Origin of the sequence: Campylobacter sp. 107 (genome assembly GCF_002383835.1) — a bacterium.
Taxonomy (GTDB): domain Bacteria; phylum Campylobacterota; class Campylobacteria; order Campylobacterales; family Campylobacteraceae; genus Campylobacter_D; species Campylobacter_D jejuni.
In genome coordinates this window covers 1-17048 of record NZ_NXBA01000010.1, presented here as the reverse complement: position 1 = coordinate 17048, position 17048 = coordinate 1, and the positions used below count along the sequence as shown (strand labels likewise).

18 protein-coding genes and 2 pseudogenes are annotated in these 17048 nt (G+C 27.4%); 12 read left to right on the top strand and 8 right to left on the bottom strand.

The window, feature by feature from the left end:
• Window positions 1–31: 31 nt before the first annotated feature.
• Both BGS40_RS00435 and BGS40_RS00430 read right to left on the bottom strand, forming a co-directional pair.
• Complete coding sequence (locus tag BGS40_RS00435; protein WP_044305730.1) at window positions 32–433, bottom strand: hemerythrin domain-containing protein; 402 nt, start codon at window positions 431–433, stop codon at window positions 32–34.
• Between the two features lie 136 nt (window positions 434–569).
• A complete protein-coding gene (locus tag BGS40_RS00430) occupies window positions 570–1736 on the bottom strand; it encodes a hypothetical protein (protein WP_002872909.1) in 1167 nt (388 codons plus the stop codon).
• A 159-nt stretch (window positions 1737–1895) separates the two neighbouring features.
• Here BGS40_RS00430 and rpmI point away from each other — a divergent pair, with 159 nt between their 5' ends.
• Together rpmI and rplT are read left to right on the top strand one after the other, a co-directional pair.
• Complete coding sequence (gene rpmI, locus BGS40_RS00425) at window positions 1896–2087, top strand: 50S ribosomal protein L35 (protein ID WP_002777995.1); 192 nt, start codon at window positions 1896–1898, stop codon at window positions 2085–2087.
• A 93-nt stretch (window positions 2088–2180) separates the two neighbouring features.
• On the top strand, window positions 2181–2534 hold the full coding sequence (gene rplT / locus BGS40_RS00420; RefSeq protein WP_002851731.1) for a 50S ribosomal protein L20: 354 nt from the start codon (window positions 2181–2183) through the stop codon (window positions 2532–2534).
• Between the two features lie 56 nt (window positions 2535–2590).
• On the opposite strand, the gene BGS40_RS09320 is transcribed toward rplT, so the two are convergent.
• Both BGS40_RS09320 and BGS40_RS09865 read right to left on the bottom strand, forming a co-directional pair.
• Entirely contained in the window at window positions 2591–2791 is a 201-nt protein-coding gene (locus BGS40_RS09320) for a hypothetical protein (RefSeq protein WP_002892691.1), read from the bottom strand.
• A gap of 311 nt (window positions 2792–3102) precedes the next feature.
• Window positions 3103–3669, bottom strand: a pseudogene (locus BGS40_RS09865) (FIST N-terminal domain-containing protein).
• A 481-nt stretch (window positions 3670–4150) separates the two neighbouring features.
• Here BGS40_RS09865 and cheP point away from each other — a divergent pair.
• Both cheP and cheQ read left to right on the top strand, forming a co-directional pair.
• A complete protein-coding gene (gene cheP / locus BGS40_RS00410) occupies window positions 4151–5008 on the top strand; it encodes a cheVAW transcriptional regulator CheP (protein ID WP_002872905.1) in 858 nt (285 codons plus the stop codon).
• Between the two features lie 27 nt (window positions 5009–5035).
• Window positions 5036–5515 carry a cheVAW transcriptional regulator CheQ gene (gene cheQ, locus BGS40_RS00405; RefSeq protein ID WP_002851877.1) on the top strand — a complete coding sequence of 160 codons (480 nt, stop codon included), beginning with the start codon at window positions 5036–5038 and terminating at the stop codon, window positions 5513–5515.
• On the opposite strand, the gene BGS40_RS00400 is transcribed toward cheQ, so the two are convergent.
• Window positions 5484–6794: an MFS transporter gene (locus BGS40_RS00400; RefSeq protein ID WP_002851616.1), complete on the bottom strand. Its 1311-nt coding sequence runs from the start codon at window positions 6792–6794 to the stop codon at window positions 5484–5486. The two genes, cheQ and BGS40_RS00400, sit on opposite strands and share 32 nt — an antisense overlap.
• A gap of 2 nt (window positions 6795–6796) precedes the next feature.
• Entirely contained in the window at window positions 6797–6952 is a 156-nt protein-coding gene (locus BGS40_RS00395; protein WP_096738219.1) for a highly acidic protein, read from the bottom strand.
• Between the two features lie 92 nt (window positions 6953–7044).
• Between BGS40_RS00395 and moaC the strand changes: the two genes are divergently transcribed.
• Genes moaC through BGS40_RS00380 form a run of 3 tightly spaced genes read left to right on the top strand, consistent with a single transcriptional unit; the run spans window position 7045 to window position 8909 of the window.
• Entirely contained in the window at window positions 7045–7518 is a 474-nt protein-coding gene (gene moaC, locus BGS40_RS00390; protein WP_002886444.1) for a cyclic pyranopterin monophosphate synthase MoaC, read from the top strand.
• Window positions 7496–7759, top strand: coding sequence for an HP0495 family protein (locus BGS40_RS00385; RefSeq protein WP_002852023.1), 264 nt, complete (start codon window positions 7496–7498; stop codon window positions 7757–7759). Before moaC ends, BGS40_RS00385 begins: the two co-directional genes overlap by 23 nt.
• On the top strand, window positions 7749–8909 hold the full coding sequence (locus tag BGS40_RS00380) for a hypothetical protein (protein ID WP_079261538.1): 1161 nt from the start codon (window positions 7749–7751) through the stop codon (window positions 8907–8909). The genes BGS40_RS00385 and BGS40_RS00380 overlap by 11 nt, the downstream gene beginning before the upstream one ends.
• Before the next feature lie 18 nt (window positions 8910–8927).
• Here the strand turns inward: BGS40_RS00380 and BGS40_RS00375 are convergent, their stop codons facing one another.
• Window positions 8928–9686, bottom strand: a complete 759-nt coding sequence (locus tag BGS40_RS00375; RefSeq protein ID WP_002867799.1) for an exodeoxyribonuclease III — start codon at window positions 9684–9686, stop codon at window positions 8928–8930.
• Window positions 9687–9803: 117 nt separating this feature from the next.
• On the opposite strand from BGS40_RS00375, the gene eptC reads away from it, so the two are divergent.
• The 5 genes and pseudogenes from eptC to BGS40_RS00350 all read left to right on the top strand — a co-directional run bounded on the left by eptC (window position 9804) and on the right by BGS40_RS00350 (window position 16191).
• On the top strand, window positions 9804–11342 hold the full coding sequence (eptC, locus tag BGS40_RS00370; protein WP_096738218.1) for a lipid A/FlgG phosphoethanolamine transferase EptC: 1539 nt from the start codon (window positions 9804–9806) through the stop codon (window positions 11340–11342).
• Entirely contained in the window at window positions 11339–11695 is a 357-nt protein-coding gene (locus BGS40_RS00365) for a diacylglycerol kinase (protein WP_052782255.1), read from the top strand. Before eptC ends, BGS40_RS00365 begins: the two co-directional genes overlap by 4 nt.
• Window positions 11692–11939: pseudogene (locus BGS40_RS00360) on the top strand (replication/maintenance protein RepL). The gene BGS40_RS00365 and the pseudogene BGS40_RS00360 overlap by 4 nt, the downstream one beginning before the upstream one ends.
• The gene (gene pyrC / locus BGS40_RS00355) at window positions 11929–12924 is read left to right on the top strand and encodes a dihydroorotase (RefSeq protein WP_096738217.1); all 996 of its coding nucleotides are present in this window, start codon (window positions 11929–11931) and stop codon (window positions 12922–12924) included. The pseudogene BGS40_RS00360 and the gene pyrC overlap by 11 nt, the downstream one beginning before the upstream one ends.
• A 9-nt stretch (window positions 12925–12933) precedes the next feature.
• Entirely contained in the window at window positions 12934–16191 is a 3258-nt protein-coding gene (locus BGS40_RS00350) for a type ISP restriction/modification enzyme (RefSeq protein WP_096738216.1), read from the top strand.
• 6 nt (window positions 16192–16197) lie between these two features.
• Here the strand turns inward: BGS40_RS00350 and BGS40_RS00345 are convergent, their stop codons facing one another.
• A complete protein-coding gene (locus tag BGS40_RS00345) occupies window positions 16198–16908 on the bottom strand; it encodes a class I SAM-dependent methyltransferase (protein ID WP_096738215.1) in 711 nt (236 codons plus the stop codon).
• Window positions 16909–17048: the final 140 nt, after the last annotated feature.

The window sequence follows — 17048 nt, the reverse complement described above, 5'->3', positions numbered from 1 at the left end:
TGTGAATTTTATATAGCAAAAATGAGAAATACTATTTCTTAAATTTTTCTTCGTAATACTTTACTATTTTTGAATCTTCTTTGGCTGTATGTTTAAAGATAAAATCTTGAACAACGAGATTTAATTTTTCGGTCATTATATTTACAAATTTAGCTTCACTGATGATAATTTCTTCAATTTCTAAGATAATTTTTCTGTGAATTCTTGTATGATGGTTGATATAAGGATATTCTATTTTTCTCATAAAGGCTTCTTCATCTGAAAAATGTCTATTGATCATTATCAACAACTCTCTTAAGACAATTTTTAATTCTTTTGTTCCAACATGACATTGGTTCATTAAAGAGAGTTTTTTAGAAATTTCAAAAAGTTCTTTATGTTGATGATCTAAAATATCATTATTCATTGAAATAATTTTTTCATTATAAATCATGGTTTTGAGTACTTTTATATTTATATTTTTCGAGAGCGGATTATAATGCTATAATACTTAAAATTTTATTAATTAATTATATAAAAATTATTATTATTAAAGTATTTATAATTTATATATTTTTTAAAAAATTATTTTAAACCATCACAGACATATAAGAGTTTAAAATTTTATTTATATTTGCTTGTTTTTGACGACGATCTAAAAAATTTTCTATAGAGCTAGAACGTAGTTGATTTGCTTCTTCTAATCTTTGCGTATCTTGACTTTGGTTTTGATATTGTTTTTTAAGAGCATCAAAATCATTGCGATTTTGATCGATATAAATTTGAAATATTGAACTTGAATTTGCAAATTCTCTTAAATCCATATCTTTTTGGTAGTTAATATATTGTTGAAAAAATACAGATAGTTTATCTTGAGTACTTGTTTTTTTATCTACGCCATTCACATAAAGATAAAGATCAAAACTCATCTTTTTTTCATTTTCTTTTTTGATGTAATCTTCTATATCTGTTTCACCCTTGAGAATTTTTTGTAAATTTTGATGAGAGCTTAGTTCTAAAGTGGCAGGTTTCATAAAAAAGTTAAATTCTTGTTCGTTTTGAGTTTTTATATCATGGTAGATAAAATTCATTAAAAGACCAGATTTTGATACTTCTGCATTTTTAGTTAAATAAGGTTTTAAAATTTCATTAGAAGAAGTGTTTTCTATGGCTTTATCAAAGTGAAAATTAGTTATTTTATTATCTAACATTAAAGTATTTAAATTTGTGATATTACTTAATGCCAAATCAATTTCTTCTTGATTGTTGTAAATTCTTGAAATTTGGCCTAAAAATTCTCCATTATCTGTTGAAAAACCTGATGATAGTTTCGAAATAAGATCGCGACTTAAATAAGCATTATCATCTTGTAAAAATTCTGAATTTATAGATTTTAATGAACTATGATAGCTATTTAAAAGATAAGGTAGATCAATTTTATTGTAGTTTAAATTTTCATCTTGTTTTGCGAGTTCTTTCGCTATGCTTCTAACGCTTTTAATGTTGATATCATAAGATTCTGGTATATTTGCAATTTTATTTAAATCTTTATCAAAAAAACCTTCTTCATTGATTCTAAATCCAAATTCACTAGCATAAGTGATATTGTTAAAAATATAACTTAATTGTTCTAAGCTATTTTCATTTCCTTTTTGATCTAAGGCTTTGCTATCTTTAATCAAATTTAGAGCAGAGCTATTCTGCAAAGGATTAGATAAGGTTAAATTTTGATATGGATTTGCCGAATTTATAGTCATTTTAAATCTTTCCAAAATATTGCTGATTTTTTTATAAGCAAAATGTGTGCCAAGTTTTTTAAAAATTAAATTCAGTCAAAAATTAGAAAAAATTTGATAGTATTTATCTTTTCTTTTAAAGTTTGAAAAATAAAAATTTATCTAAATAAAGGAAAGCGTATGCCAAAGATGAAAAGCGTTAAAAGCGCAGTTAAACGCTTCAAAGTAGGTAAAAATAAAATCAAAAGAGGCTCAGCTTTTAGAAGTCATATTTTGACTAAAAAACCTGCAAAAAGAATGCGTGATCTTCGCACAGCTAAATATGTGCATAGCACAAATGTAAAAGCTGTTGAAAAAATGCTAGGAATTTAAGTTTTTGACTAAAAGTCATTCAAACTCCCCTCTGAGATAAAATTTCAAGGGCAAGCTCCAAATTTGGACGCCACTTTATGAAAGGAAATAAAAATGGCAAGAGTAAAAACAGGTGTTGTTAGACGCCGCAGACATAAAAAAGTTTTAAAATTAGCGCGTGGTTTTTATAGTGGACGACGCAAACATTTTAGAAAAGCAAAAGAACAATTAGAAAGAAGTCTAGTCTATGCTTATCGTGATAGACGCCGTAAAAAAAGAGACTTCCGCCGTCTTTGGATTGTGCGTATCAATGCTGCTTGCAGACTCAATGATTTAAGTTATTCAAGATTTATCAATGGTCTTAAAAAAGCAGGTATTGAACTTGATAGAAAAATTCTAGCAGATTTAGCTATGAATGATGCTGCTGCTTTTGCAAAAATTGCAGAGGCCGCAAAAAAAGCACTTTAATTTTTAGTGTAAGAATTTCAAGATTTTTGATTCTTGAAATTCTTAATTTTTTAGTATTAATTTAATTTAACTAGAACATCTTCATAACATTTGAGTTGATTTAAGATTATTTTATTAATCTCATTTGTCATTTCTAGTTTTTGACCTTTTATATTAAGATAATAGTATTTAAAATCACTGTATTTTTGTATGAAAGTTTTTAAATATCTAAGTTTGAAATCATTAAAATTTTCAACTTCATAAAAAAATATTGCCACTAAACTTTTTGCAATTCCCGCTCCATAAATTTCTCCAAAACTAGAAAAACCAACTATAGGAAAATCATTAAAATGGATTTGATTTAAATGTTCTTTGTTGTGAAGTCTTCTTAAGATACAATCGTTAAAAATTGCTCCTAGTGGTTTTGGTTCATTAAGAGAAAATTTTTCATAATCTTTTTTATAGCTTCAATAAAATTTGTTTTTTTAAGCCAAGCTTAATTCCTGAGCGCTTTCTATATCACAATAACTAAATAATGTTTTATTTGGGTTGATTTCCATAGGGGAAATAAGACAGTCTTCTCCAATTTTTAAAGCAAAAGTATATTCTTGCATTTTATTTTTAAGTTCTTCAAAAGTACAGTTAAAATAATTACATAAAGCTTCAACCGCGTTGATGGATTGAAAGGTTTTTTATTAATCAATTCGCGTAAGGTTTTATCATATAAGCTTACATCAAGTATGGTAAAGGTAATGTTGCTTTTGAGGATTGAAATTTTGAGACTTCATTAAATTAAAACGGTATTTAGGTTTAAATTGAACATGTATGCTTAAAGCTTGATTTTTAATATTTCTCCGTTATAAAATATAAATGCTCCGCTAAAGTCTATGTTTCCGCTAGACCCACCCCCTACTAAAGCACAAGGATAGGGGTTGTGTTTGTACAAAAGTTCTAAAAGAGAACTTTCGCTTTGACTTAAACCATCATAAATTAAATAATGCAAAGTATTTATGCAGTGTGCTTCAAAAGGTATATTTATAAATAAAACTTCTTTTTCTATCAGTTTTTTTCTTTCTGTATAATCTTTTATATCACTAAAAAGCTTGATTTTATTTGTGCAAAGATTTTCTATCATATCTTCACTAAAAAGTATCAAGCTTATTCCTTGGATATTTTGTTTATAAGGACTGTTTTCAATGTTTGAGTTAGAATCAAGGTTGCATAATAAATCAGTAGAACTGCTTAAGATGATATCACATTGCTCATTTATAGAATTTTGAATCTTATTGCTTATGATCGCTAGATTAAGTTGATTGACGCAAAGCCTATAATTAATTTTGGCTTGATGTTTATTGTTTTTAATTTTTCTTCAAGTTCATTTTATTGAAGATATAGAGCTTCTAAAACTTTTTTACTTCTTCTTTTTTTGTTGAGCTTTTATTTTTAAAATTAAAAAAACATCAATTTAACTCCATTAAAACTATTTTTTAATTACTAGTTAACTAAATCAAGACACCATAAATTAGGCATTTATTTGTAATTTTTATTATACCTTAAGTCATAAAAAATGCAATAAGTAAATTAAAATTTAGATATAATTGCAAATTATAATAATATTAATTAAGGATAAATTAAATATGATTGGAGATATGAATGAGCTTTTATTAAAAAGCGTTGAAGTATTGCCACCTTTACCTGATACTGTAAGTAAGTTAAGAAAATATGTGAGCGAGGCTAATTCAAATATAGAAACTATGAAAGTTGCTGAAATCATTTCAAGCGATCCGTTGATGACGGCTAAGCTTTTGCAATTAGCAAATTCTCCTTATTATGGTTTTACAAGAGAAATTACAACCATAAATCAAGTGATTACTTTATTAGGCGTTGGTAATATCATCAATATAGTTATGGCTGACTCCATTAGAGATAATTTTAAAATAGACGTTTCACCTTATGGTTTAAATACTCAAAATTTTTTAAAAACGTGCAATGACGAGGCAACTTTTATCGCAAATTGGCTTAATGATGAAGATAAAAAACTTTCTCATCTTTTAGTTCCTTGTGCAATGCTTTTAAGGCTTGGTATTGTTATTTTTTCAAATTTTCTTATACAAAATCATAAGGATAAGGATTTTTTAGCTTTTTTAAATAAAAATGAAAATCTTGCTTTAGCGGAGAATGAATTTTTAGGCGTAGATCATATTTCTTTCTTGGGATTTTTGTTACATCGTTGGAATTTTGATGATGTTTTGATTGAAAGTATATGTTTTGTTCGCACTCCTCATGCTGCTCGTGAAAAAGTGAAAAAATCCGCTTATGCTTTAGCAATAACAGATCATCTTTTTGCTCCGCATGATGGTTCTTCTCCATTTAACGCAAAAGCTGCAGTTGCTTTACTTAAAGAGGCAAAAACTCAAGGAATTAATTTTGATTTAAACAATCTTTTATCTAAGCTTCCTAACAAAGCTAAGGAAAATTTAAACAAAGAAGATTAAAGAGCCTTTTTAAGGCTCTAAATTGTAGTGATGAAAAGTTTAATCTTACCTCCTAATGAATTTTTAGATCACTATATTTTAAACGCTGAATTTCATCGTTTTGCTGGAATTTCAAAAAATGCTTATAAATTTTGGAAAAATGCAGAAATAGGTAGATATCAAGGAACAAGAATTATATTTTTGCATAGAAATTGCATTTTAGAAAAACATCAGCAAGCTTTAAGGCAATGTAGTGGTTTAAATGGTTTTGTATTGGCAAGTGCTTTTTGTTCTTTTACTGGATTAGCTCCCTCTCATTTAGTGGAAAAAAATAATTCTTCTATTTATAAACTTTTAGAGCTTAAGGAAATTTGTGGGATTAAATTTGTTAATTTAAAAAAATTTTATGATTTTTTAGGGCTAAATTATCATCAGCATATTTATATAGAAAAATGCCATTTTTTTAGCCCAGCTCCTTTTGAAAAGCGTATTAAAATCACTGAGAGTATGTGCGTTGGGTATTATTAAGATAAGAAAAAATAAATGCACATAGCAAAGCTATAATAGCCAAAAAGAAAACATAAAGTCCCAAAGAAAAACGCCAAAAATTACTTAAATTATTTAAGGCAAAACTATGCAAGAAAAAAGCAAGTTGCGGAGTTAAACCTCCAGCTATAGCATAAGCAATATTATATGAAAAAGAAAGTCCTGAAAATTTAATTTTTGCATCAAATACTTCACTCATTATTAAAGGGCAAAAATTCATCACTCCGCTAAAAAAACATACAAGTAAATATAAGCAAGCTACTAGGTTAAAATCAGCATTTTGTCTATATAAAGTATTAAAATAAAGCAAGCTTGCAATTCCAAAAAAAACACTAAAAAATACACAAGATTTAATAACGCCTATTTTATCCGCTAAAATTCCACTTATAATACACCCTAGGCAAATAAGCAAAATTCCACCTATTTGAAGATAGGTTTGTATAGAAGTATTAATTTGAAGTATTTTTGCCATATAACTAGGCATAAGCAAAATCATTACAACAATACAACCTGTCAAAACCCAAGTAATCATCATAGAAAGAACAATTCCCATTTTAGCTTTTTTAAACACTTCTTTTAAAGGAAATTTTTCTAAAGCCTTGTCTTTTTTCATTTGTTCAAAAACAGGAGTTTCTCTTAAAAATTTTCTCAAATAAGCAGAAATAATCCCAAAAATTCCACCTAAAAAGAATGGAATTCTCCAAGCCCATTCATGAAGTTCTTCTTGGGTATAAATTTTATTCATAATTAAAAAAACCAAACTACCTAATAAAATTCCACCTACAACCGAAGCGGTTAAAATTCCCAAATAAGTTCTTTTTTGACCTTGTGGTGCGTGTTCGTATACAAAAACCCAAGCTCCAGGGAGTTCCCCGCCTATAGCTATACCTTGACAAATGCGTATAAAAACTAAAAGCACAATACAAAGAAAACCTATACTTTCATAATTTGGAATAAAAGCTAGAGTAAAAGTTGGAATAACCATTAACAAAATACTAATCATAAACATTCTTTTGCGTCCAAATTTATCTCCAAAATGTGCCAGTATCACACCCCCTAAAGGACGTGCTAAATATCCAGCTGCAAATATTCCATAAGTATTAAACATTTGCCAAAAACTACTTAAATCTTTTGGAAAAAAGTTTGTTGAAATATAATTTGCAAAAAATACAAAAATAATAAAATCATAAAATTCTAAAGTTCCACCTAATGATGAAAGTCCTAAAACTTTTATATCTTTTTGGTTAAGGGTTTTGCTCATTCTTAATCCATCTCATAAAAATCATCATCATTGTTATCATCATTGTATTCATAATCATCATCATCGTAATTATAATTTTTATGGTGATTTTGTGGATATTCTTCATCTTCGTTTTCATAATCATCGTAATTTAAATCTTCTTCATCTTCATAAGTCATTGTTTCCTCCTTAAATAAAAATACAAAGCTTATTTTATCTTAAATTTGTTTGGTTTTGCTATAATTTTTATAATTTTTTAAAAGGTGAATTTATGAAATTAAGTCATTTAGATGAAAAAAATCATCCTAAAATGGTAGATGTAAGCGATAAAAATATTACTTTAAGAATAGCCACAGCTAGTGGTATAATATATATGAGTCAAGAAGCTTTTGATGTAATTAAAAACAATACCGCAAAAAAAGGTCCTGTTCTTCAAACAGCTATTGTTGCGGCTATAATGGGGGCTAAAAAAACAAGTGAAATTATTCCTATGTGCCATCCTTTGATGCTTTCTAAAGTTGAAACTAATATTGTGGAATTTGTTAAAGAATGTGCATTTAAGCTTATTGTAACAGTTAAGTGTGAAGGTAAAACAGGTGTTGAAATGGAAGCTTTAAGTGGAGTTAGTATAGGACTTTTAACTATATATGATATGATCAAGGCTATAGATAAATCAATGAGAATTACGGATATAGTGCTTGAAAGCAAAGAAGGAGGTAAAAGTGGTAAATTTGTGCGATCTTAAAAAAGAACCTCAGATCAATTATCCTACTTTTTGGGATTATAAGGTGATTTTTGAGGTGCATGTTAAGGCAAGTGAAATTTTTGAAGAAATTTTAGGTCAAAGAGAATATAAATTTAAACATTCGAATTCAAGTGCGAGTGGAAAATATCAAAGTTATTTGTTAAATGTTTATGTTGATAGCAAAAAAGATCGTTTGGATATATTTGATAAATTAAAAGCTAAAGCAAAATTTGTACTTTAAGAAAGAAGGAAAAATGAAAAATACTTTAATTATTTTTGAAAATTCTTTATCAAATCTCGGTAAAGATGAAGCAAGTGATTTACTTGAAGACTTGAGTTTTAATCTTGCGTATAAGCAAATTTCACATAATCCTCATGAAACAAAAAAAGTTTTAAATTCTCTTTTGGTTGAATTTTTAACTATTTTAAAAAAACTTGATTTTTTTGATGATGAAAATGTTACAAAGGTTATCAAAGCTTTGGTTAAGGCGAGTATTGTAGATGCTCAAAATTCGCTTTATGAGTATATTAGCGAAGCTGAATTATTAAACAAACAGATTGAAAATCAAAAGAATTTGATTAAAAATCAAATCAGCGATAATTTTTTTGAATTTGAGAATATTTTACAAGAATGTTCTTTTTGTGATGAATTTAGCGGTGGTTTAAATGATGCTATTTTATTTGATATAGAAATTCTTGGAATTTTAAAAGAAACCGCTGAAAGTGCTTTTTTAACTACATTAGAAAAGGCTGAAGATATAGAACTTACAAGTAGTGAAATAGCTAAAAATCTCGTATATAATGCCATTTGTGAAGCTCATTTTGAAAAAGAAAGAATTTTAAAAATTTCAAGTATTATTTTAAATACCGCTTTTGAAATAGCTAATGAATCTATGGCTTATGCAAAAGATCTTTGTTTAGGCGTGATTAAAGGCACAAGGGATGGTATTGTTTTGGCAATGGAAAAATTTAAAGCTTCATTAACTTATGCAAATTTTGAAGAAGATGTTAGTTTAAAAAGCAAAGAACTAATAGGTATAGAAGATGATTTTATTGCTCTTTTAAAAAAAGAGATTCAATTACAAAATGATCCTTGTAAGAGTATAGTTGAGAATTTGCTAGAACATGAACTTGATAATCTTTTTGCTAAATTTAGACGTCTTGCAGGTGAAAGCAGAGAGCAACTAATATTAGTTTTAAATGATATTAAGAAAAATCCAAAGATTAATGATTTTAACAAACTTACTCAAAGAAAATTAAATCGTTTTAAACAAGAAATTTTTGAATTAGAAAAAATTGCTAGTGAAAAATACAAAGATTTAAATTCCAAAAAAGCTAAAAAGCTCGGTGTAAGACTTTGGGAAAAAGCAAAAAAATTCGTTAAAAAATAATATCCCATTTTTGGGATATTAAATATCTATTTCTATACCTACAGGTGCGTGATCAGAGCCAAAAATATCGTCTCTTATGAAAGCGTTTTTAAGTTTATCTTTTAAACCCTTTGAAATGAAAAAATAATCAATCCTCCAGCCTACATTTCTTTCTCTTGCTTTCATTCTATAGCTCCACCATGAGTATTTTTCTTTGATTTCACCATTAATTTCTCTAAAAGTATCTATAAAACCAAGCTTTAGCAAATCATCAATCCAAGCTCTTTCTATAGGTAAAAAACCTGAAGTGTTGGCATTGGCTTTTGGATGAGTAAGATCGATTTCTTTATGAGCGGTATTGACATCACCACAAATGATAATTTCAAATCCATCCTTTAAAAGCTTATCCAAATACACTAAAAAATCTGCATAAAATTTCATCTTAAAATTTAAACGCTCTTCATCTTTTTGACCATTTGGAAAATAGATATTAAAAAGTGCAATATTTTTAAAGCGGTGTTCTAAAACCCTACCTTCTTCATCATCAAAAAATTCGCATTTTTTTACTTCGCTATTAAAATTACAAAGACTCATTACCCCAGAATACCCCGCTCTTTTAGCAGAATTAAAATACATGTGTTTAAAAGGATATTCATAAATTTTTTTAGGAAATTTATCTTCATGTGCTTTGATTTCTTGAAAACCTATAAAATCAATTTGTTCTTGTGCTATCCAATCAAGTGCATTTTTATCACAAATAGCTCTTAAGCCATTGACATTCCATGAAAGTAGTTTCATTATTTTCCTTAAAATTTTCATTAAAAGTGTAAATCATAACATAAAAAGATTTAAAACTACAATCCATTTAAAAAAATTCAATAAAATTAAAAGCTTAAATTTGGAGGTGGGATTTATATGCTTAGATTAACTTGGCTTCAGTTTACTTTTTTTAATTCTTTGATGATTGTATTGTTGAATTTTAATTTATTTTATTTTGTGTATGAAAAAAATACACAAAACTGGTTTATAACTTTTGTTTTTATTGTGGCCTATTTTGCCCTTGTTCACGTGATTTGCTCTTTGCTTTTTATAAAGTTTTTTACTAAATTTTTTTCTATATTATTTATAATATCATCTTTTTTAAGTGTTTACTTTATGAGTTTTTATGGGGTGCTTATAGATTCTGATATGATACAAAATGTTGTTCAAACAGATATCAAAGAAGTAAAAGATTTGTTAAATTTAAAATTAATCTTATTTGTTGTTTTGGCTTTATTGTTGGTTTTTTATGTTGTTAAAGTAAAAATTGATTATTATGGTAGTTTTAAATCCCATCTAAAAATTAAAATTATCAATATAATATCAGGTTTGATTGTTGTTTGTGCGGTTTTAATCCCTTTAAGTAAAACTTTCTTGCCTTTTTTTAGAAACTATAATGAAATAAGAATGTATAATACCCCTTTTTATCAAATTTATGCCGTATATCGCTATTATGTTCGTTTTGTAAAAGCTAAGCCAGAATTTAAAACTATAGCTAATGATGCTTATAGAGAAAACAATCACACTAAAAAACTTTTAGTTTTGGTAGTGGGTGAAACCGCTAGAGCGGCAAATTACTCTTTGGGTGGATATGCTAAAAATGATACCAATTTTTATACCAAAAAAGATAATGTAGTGTTTTTTGATAATTTTTCATCATGTGGAACAGCAACAGCGGTAAGTTTACCTTGTATGTTTTCTATTTCTAAGCGTGAAAATTATTCAAGTTCAGAATTTCAAGAAAATGCGATGGATGTGCTTTATAAAACAGGTGTAGATACTGCATGGTTTGATAATAATTCTGGTGGTTGTAAAGGGGTTTGTGATAGATTAGCTTATAAGCAAAAGCTTTCTAGTGATTTGGATGAAAATTTACTCGCTCCTTTTAAAGAAAAATTAAATCATTTAAGTGATCAAAATATAATAGTTCTTCATTTGCAAGGTTCTCATGGGCCAACTTATTATAAACGCTATCCAAGTGAATTTAAAAAATTCACTCCAACTTGTGATACTAATGAGCTTTCAAAATGTGATAGCGAGGCTTTAATCAACACTTATGACAATACTTTACTTTATACAGATTATCTTTTAAGTGAGATTATAAAACTATTAAAAGAGCAAAAAAACTATGAAAGTTCTTTGTTTTATCTTTCAGATCATGGCGAAAGTTTGGGTGAAAATAATATTTATCTTCATGGTATGCCTTATGCTATAGCGCCAAGTTATCAAACCCATATCCCTGCTATTTTTTGGAGTAATGATGAAAAATTAATGAATTTAGCTAAAGAGCATAAAGGTTTAAAACTTTCTCAAGATAATCTTTTTAGTACTCTTTTAGGATATTTTGATGTAAAAACAAGTGTTTATGAGCCAGAATATGATTTATTAAATCCTAAACTTAAGGCAAATCCATGAAGCCTAAATATCATTTTTTAAATAATGCAAGATATGCTTTAGAAGGGATTTTTGCTTTATTTAAAAATGAAACGGCATTTAGAATTGAACTTTGCATTATTATCCCAGCGATAATTTGTAGTTTTTTCTTAAAAGTTAGTTTTTTGGAGCATTTATTGTTGGTAAGTGTTTTAATGCTTATTTTAATTATCGAGGCTTTAAATTCGGCTATTGAAGCTTGTGTTGATTTGATTACAAATGAATGGCATGAAAAGGCAAAAATTGCTAAAGATTGTGCGAGTGCGGCAGTGTTTTTTAGTGTGCTTTTAGCTCTTTTTGTTTGGAGTTTTATTTTATATAGCATTTACTTATGAAATTTGAAAATTTAATACAAGAAATTTTGGGAAAAAAGCGTTTTGAATTGTTAAAATTTTTATGCGAAAATGCTGATGAAAATGGTTTTATTATGATTAAAATCAGTGAGCTTGAAGAAAAATTAAACCAAAGCAAGCCCACTATCATCGCTACTTTTAAATTTTTAGAAGAAAAAAAGCTTTTTAAGCGTCTTAAAAATGGATTTTATCAGCTAAAAATATAGGAGATGATTATGAAAATTAAAAATCCACTTGATATGCATTTACATTTACGCGATGAAAGTATGCTTGAGCTTGTAGCTCCTTTTAGTGCAAAAGACTTTAAGGCAGGGGTTATCATGCCAAATTTAATCACCCCACTTACTGAAATAGATGTATTAAAAGCTTATAAAGAACGCATTTTAAAAGCATGTAAAAATGAAGATTTTACGCCTTTGATGACTTTATTTTTCAAAGACTATGATGAGCAATTTTTAGAAAAAGCTAAAGACGAGCTTTTTGCTATCAAGCTTTATCCTGCAGGCATCACTACCAACTCAGATAATGGAATTTCAAGTTTTGATATAGAAAAGTTAAAACCTACATTAAATACTATGAGCGAATTAAACATACCCTTACTTGTGCATGGAGAAACCAATGATTTTGTCATGGATAGAGAAGCAAATTTTGCCAAAATATATGAAAAATTAGCTAAAAACTTTCCAAAATTAAAAATTGTAATGGAGCATATTACCACTAAGGTTTTGTGTGATTTATTAAAAGATTATGAAAATTTATACGCAACTATCACTTTGCATCATTTGATGATAACGCTTGATGATGTAGTGGGTGGTAAAATGGATCCACATTTATTTTGCAAGCCTATTGCAAAACGCTATGAAGATAAAGATGCTTTATGTGAGCTTGCTTTTAGTGGCTATGAAAAGGCTATGTTTGGAAGCGATAGCGCGCCTCATCCATTGCACACTAAAGAATGTTGTGGTTGTGCGGCTGGAGTTTTTAGCGCACCGGTGATTTTACCTGTATTAGTTGAACTTTTTGAAAAACATTCAAATGAAACAAATTTACAAAAATTTATTTCAGATAATGCTTGCAAAATCCATAATCTTAAATTTGAAAAAGATAAAATCGTCATCTTAGAAAAACAAGAATGGCAAGTAGCGCAAAAATACGGCGATGTAGTGCCATTTATGGCAGGGAAAACTTTAAATTTCAAAGTCGCAAATTAAAGGAAATTAATGCTAAAAGCTTATCTAGAAAACATAAAAGATATTTCTACAAATGATAAAGAACACACGCATAGAACAGCTTTGCAAAATTTATTGCAAGCTATAAAAGATAATCAAGACAAGCAAAATAAAATCTCTATCAAACAAGAACCAAATAACGACAAAGAAGGTAGAGGTGCTCCGGATTTTTTGATTACAAAAGATTTTTTAACTTTAGGTTATATTGAAAACAAAAGAGTAAATGCAAATCTTGATAACATCATAAAAAGCGATCAAATTTTAAAATACACAAAATTAAGCCCAAATATCATTCTCACAGATTATTTAAGATTTATATTATTAAGTTTAAATGATAAAAATGAAATTATCATTTGTAAAGAAGTAAAAATTTGCTCTCTTGATGAGATAAAAAGAGTTATTAAAAATCAATCTTTGCTAGATACTAAAACACAAGAGTTAAACGAACTTTTTAGCATATTTTTTTCTAAAATCCCAAATCCCATAAATTCAGCTTTAGATTTTGCAAACCATCTAAGCCTAAGAACAAGAATTTTAAAAGATGAGCTTTTATTATCAAGCAAAAATGAAACTTTATTAAGTTTATTTAACACCTTCAAAGAAACACTTTATAAAGAATTATCCTATGAAGAATTTTGCGATTCTTTTGCGCAAACTTTAACTTATAGCTTATTCTTAGCAAAATTAAATAACGATACCGCAAAAGAAATAGATCTAAACAATGCTAAAAAATTCATACCAAAATCATTTCCATTGATTCGTTCTATGAGTGGATTTTTAGATGATAGTTTTGAAAATTTAGAAAATATAAAATGGCTTTTAGAAGAAATCATAAACATTATAAATCATATAGACATTACAAGCATTATTAAAGAATTAAACAAAACAGGCGAGAAAGACTTATTTAATCGTCCTACTATTTTATCTACTCACAAAGATCCTTATTTGCACTTTTATGAAACATTTTTAGCAAGCTATGATCCAAAGCTTAGAGAAGTAAGGGGAGTATATTATACTCCTGCGCCTGTAGTAATTTTCATCATAAATGCCATAGATGAAATTTTAAAACAAGATTTCAATCACAAAAAAGGATTAAGTGAAGCTTTAGATAAAAATATAACCTTACTTGATTTTGCCACAGGCACTGGCACCTTTTTACTTGAAGCTTTTAGAAAAGCTTTAGAACCTATAAGTAAAAATAGCGTTAATTACAATCCAAAAGCTTTGATAGATAAATTTTGCGGTTTTGAATTTTTAATAGCCCCTTACACCATAGCACATTTAAAAATTTCTCAAAGTTTTAAAGAAGAATTTAACTCTCCATTAAACGATGATGAAAGTCTTAAAATAGCACTAACAAATACTTTATATTTTAAAAGCATATCCAAAGAACAAAATGATCAAAACACGCTTTTTACTCTCATTGATCTAACAAGAGAATTTAAAAAAGCACAAAAAATAAAAGAAGAACAAATTCTAATCATCACAGGCAATCCGCCTTATAGTGGAGCAAGTAGCAACAAAGGCTTATACGAAGATGAGATTAAAATAAGCTATGGTTTAGAACCAAGCAAAGCAAATCTTAGCAAAGAACAAAAAAAATATATAAATTTATATTTTCAAGAAAAAACTAAGCAAAACACAAACACTTTTAAAGCTATATATGAAAAACACAAACTAGAAAATGAAAAAAATCCAAAATGGCTTTTAGATGATTATGTAAAATTCATACGCTTTGCCCAAAGCAAAATAGACTCTCAAGAAAGTGGAATTTTTGCTTTTATTTCAAATAATAGCTTTTTAGATAATCCTACCTTTAGAGGTATGAGATATTCTTTAATGCAAAGCTTTGATAAAATTTATATACTTAATTTACACGGCGATACTAGAAAAAAAGAAAAAGCCCCTGATGGAAGCAAAGATGATAATGTCTTTGATATCATGCAAGGTGTGAGTATAAATATCTTTATAAAACAAAATTCAAAAGCTCAAAATACAAAAATTTATTATCATGATTTATACGGCAAAAGAAAAGATAAATACGAATTTTTATATGAAAATGACTTAAATTCTATAAAATGGACTTTGGTAAAAAACAACGAGCCTTTTTATCTTTTTTTACCACAAAATAATGATTTATTAGAAGAATACAACAAAGGCATAAGCGTAAAAGATATGTTTATGTTATCAGGTGTAGGAATTTGCTCAAAAAGAGATAATATAGTTTTTCATAATAACAAAGAAAATCTAACGCAACTACTTAAAGACTTTAATACAAAAACTAAAGATGAGTTATATAAAATTTATGATATTGGTGAAGATTCTAGGGATTGGAAATTAGATTCTGCTATAAAAGCGGTTAATAAAAATTGCGATAATTTAGAAAATTTTATAAAAAAATGTCATTATCGTCCTTTTGATAAAAAATGGACTTATTATATAGAAAATTCAAAAGCCTTTATGGCTTATCCTGTTTATGATATTTTTGAGCATTTTTTAGAAAATGAAAATATAGGATTAATTTGCGACAGAGGAACAAAATTAAATAATATTGATAATATTTTTATTAGTAGCAAAATCATAGATTTACATTTAGTGGGTAGTGGTAGCTATATTTATCCACTTTATCTTTACCCTACAACTAGAAGTAAAAAATTCCTAAAAAAAGAAAATCCAAATTTTAACGAAGAAAATTTCACCTCAAAAATAGAAAATTTCAAAGAAAGCTTTAGAACTTTCATAGATGAGTTTTATAAAGAAAAATTCTCACCAGAAGACATACTAGGCTATATCTATGCTGTGCTTTTTCATAAAATTTATAGAGAAAAATACTTTGATTTTTTAAAAATTGATTTTCCAAAAATTCCTTTTACAAAAGATAAAAATACTTTTAAAAATTTAAGCAAACTAGGCTTAAAACTTATAAATTTACATTTATTGAAAAATGATGAGTTAGATTTTAATGTAGGTGAAGCCTTGTTTAAAGACATTAAAAATAAAAATTTAAAAATACAAAAAATCAAATACAACAAAGACACAAAAGAACTTTTCATAAACGAAAGCTTGTATTTTACTAAAGTAAGTCTTGAAATTTATGAGTTTAAAATAGGCGGTTATGCTGTGCTAGATAAATACTTAAAAAGCCACAAAGAAGAAGACATAGATCATAAGCATTTTACCTTAATCATACAAACTTTAGATGAAACTTTAAAAATTCAAGATGAAATTTCAAAAATCAATCTTAGCTAGTATATACTAGCTAATGATTAAAAGTTTTATCTTAGCCTCTATAATCTCTTCTACTTCATCTTTTACAAAGCTTTCTAACTCTTGTTTGTTTGTATTAATACCATTCATACTTAAATGCCACAAAGCATTTTCTATCGCACTTTGTTTGTCTCTTTTTACCACTCTAGTTTCGTTAAAAATTTCATACTCATAAGGGATATTTTGTGTATTTAAAAAACCTTGCAAATCACTTTCATAAAAACCTTTAAAATGCGTGTTAAAATGCTCAAATATAGGATCTAAAAAGCTACTTTTACGCCTACTTGCCCAGCCTAAATACACTTTTTTAGAAGCTAAGTTTAAAAAAGCTTTATAGTCTTTTTCATTTTGTAAAGCAGGAGACATACTTAAAAAGGCTAAGTCAAATTTTGTGTTATTATTTTTATAAAAGCTTTCAAAGTCTAAATTCAGGGTTTTTACATTTGATATGGTATGAGTTTTTGCATCTTCTTGTAAAATTTCAAGCATAACATTTGCACTATCTAGAGCTAAAATTTCTTTAGCTTCTTTGGCTAAATGTAAAGTCCAAACCCCAGTTCCACATCCTATATCTATAATACTTTTATCTTGAAAGGAAATCTTTAAATTTTGTAAATATTCAAAAGTTTGTTTTTGCATAGTGTTTAAAGTGTTTTGATATCTTGCGTAAGTTTTAGCCTTTTTATCCCATAAATTCATATACTTTCCTTTATAAAATATACAAAATCATAGCATAAATTTTTAAAATTCAAGCCCAAAGAAAGGGCTTGAATGATTAATTAAAACCTTTTCTTCTTAACATCTTCTAAGATATTATTAGCTATATCACTTACTGTACT

Coding starts and splice junctions, on each gene's coding strand:
- BGS40_RS00430 (WP_002872909.1), bottom strand. CDS start 1,736: ATGACTATAAATTCGGCAAATCCATATCAAAATTTAACCTTATCTAAT.
- BGS40_RS00350 (WP_096738216.1), top strand. CDS start 12,934: ATGCTAAAAGCTTATCTAGAAAACATAAAAGATATTTCTACAAATGAT.
- eptC (WP_096738218.1), top strand. CDS start 9,804: ATGCTTAGATTAACTTGGCTTCAGTTTACTTTTTTTAATTCTTTGATG.
- moaC (WP_002886444.1), top strand. CDS start 7,045: ATGAAATTAAGTCATTTAGATGAAAAAAATCATCCTAAAATGGTAGAT.
- BGS40_RS00365 (WP_052782255.1), top strand. CDS start 11,339: ATGAAGCCTAAATATCATTTTTTAAATAATGCAAGATATGCTTTAGAA.
- rpmI (WP_002777995.1), top strand. CDS start 1,896: ATGCCAAAGATGAAAAGCGTTAAAAGCGCAGTTAAACGCTTCAAAGTA.
- BGS40_RS00400 (WP_002851616.1), bottom strand. CDS start 6,794: ATGAGCAAAACCCTTAACCAAAAAGATATAAAAGTTTTAGGACTTTCA.
- BGS40_RS00395 (WP_096738219.1), bottom strand. CDS start 6,952: ATGACTTATGAAGATGAAGAAGATTTAAATTACGATGATTATGAAAAC.
- cheP (WP_002872905.1), top strand. CDS start 4,151: ATGATTGGAGATATGAATGAGCTTTTATTAAAAAGCGTTGAAGTATTG.
- rplT (WP_002851731.1), top strand. CDS start 2,181: ATGGCAAGAGTAAAAACAGGTGTTGTTAGACGCCGCAGACATAAAAAA.
- pyrC (WP_096738217.1), top strand. CDS start 11,929: ATGAAAATTAAAAATCCACTTGATATGCATTTACATTTACGCGATGAA.
- BGS40_RS00435 (WP_044305730.1), bottom strand. CDS start 433: ATGATTTATAATGAAAAAATTATTTCAATGAATAATGATATTTTAGAT.
- BGS40_RS00345 (WP_096738215.1), bottom strand. CDS start 16,908: ATGAATTTATGGGATAAAAAGGCTAAAACTTACGCAAGATATCAAAAC.
- BGS40_RS00375 (WP_002867799.1), bottom strand. CDS start 9,686: ATGAAACTACTTTCATGGAATGTCAATGGCTTAAGAGCTATTTGTGAT.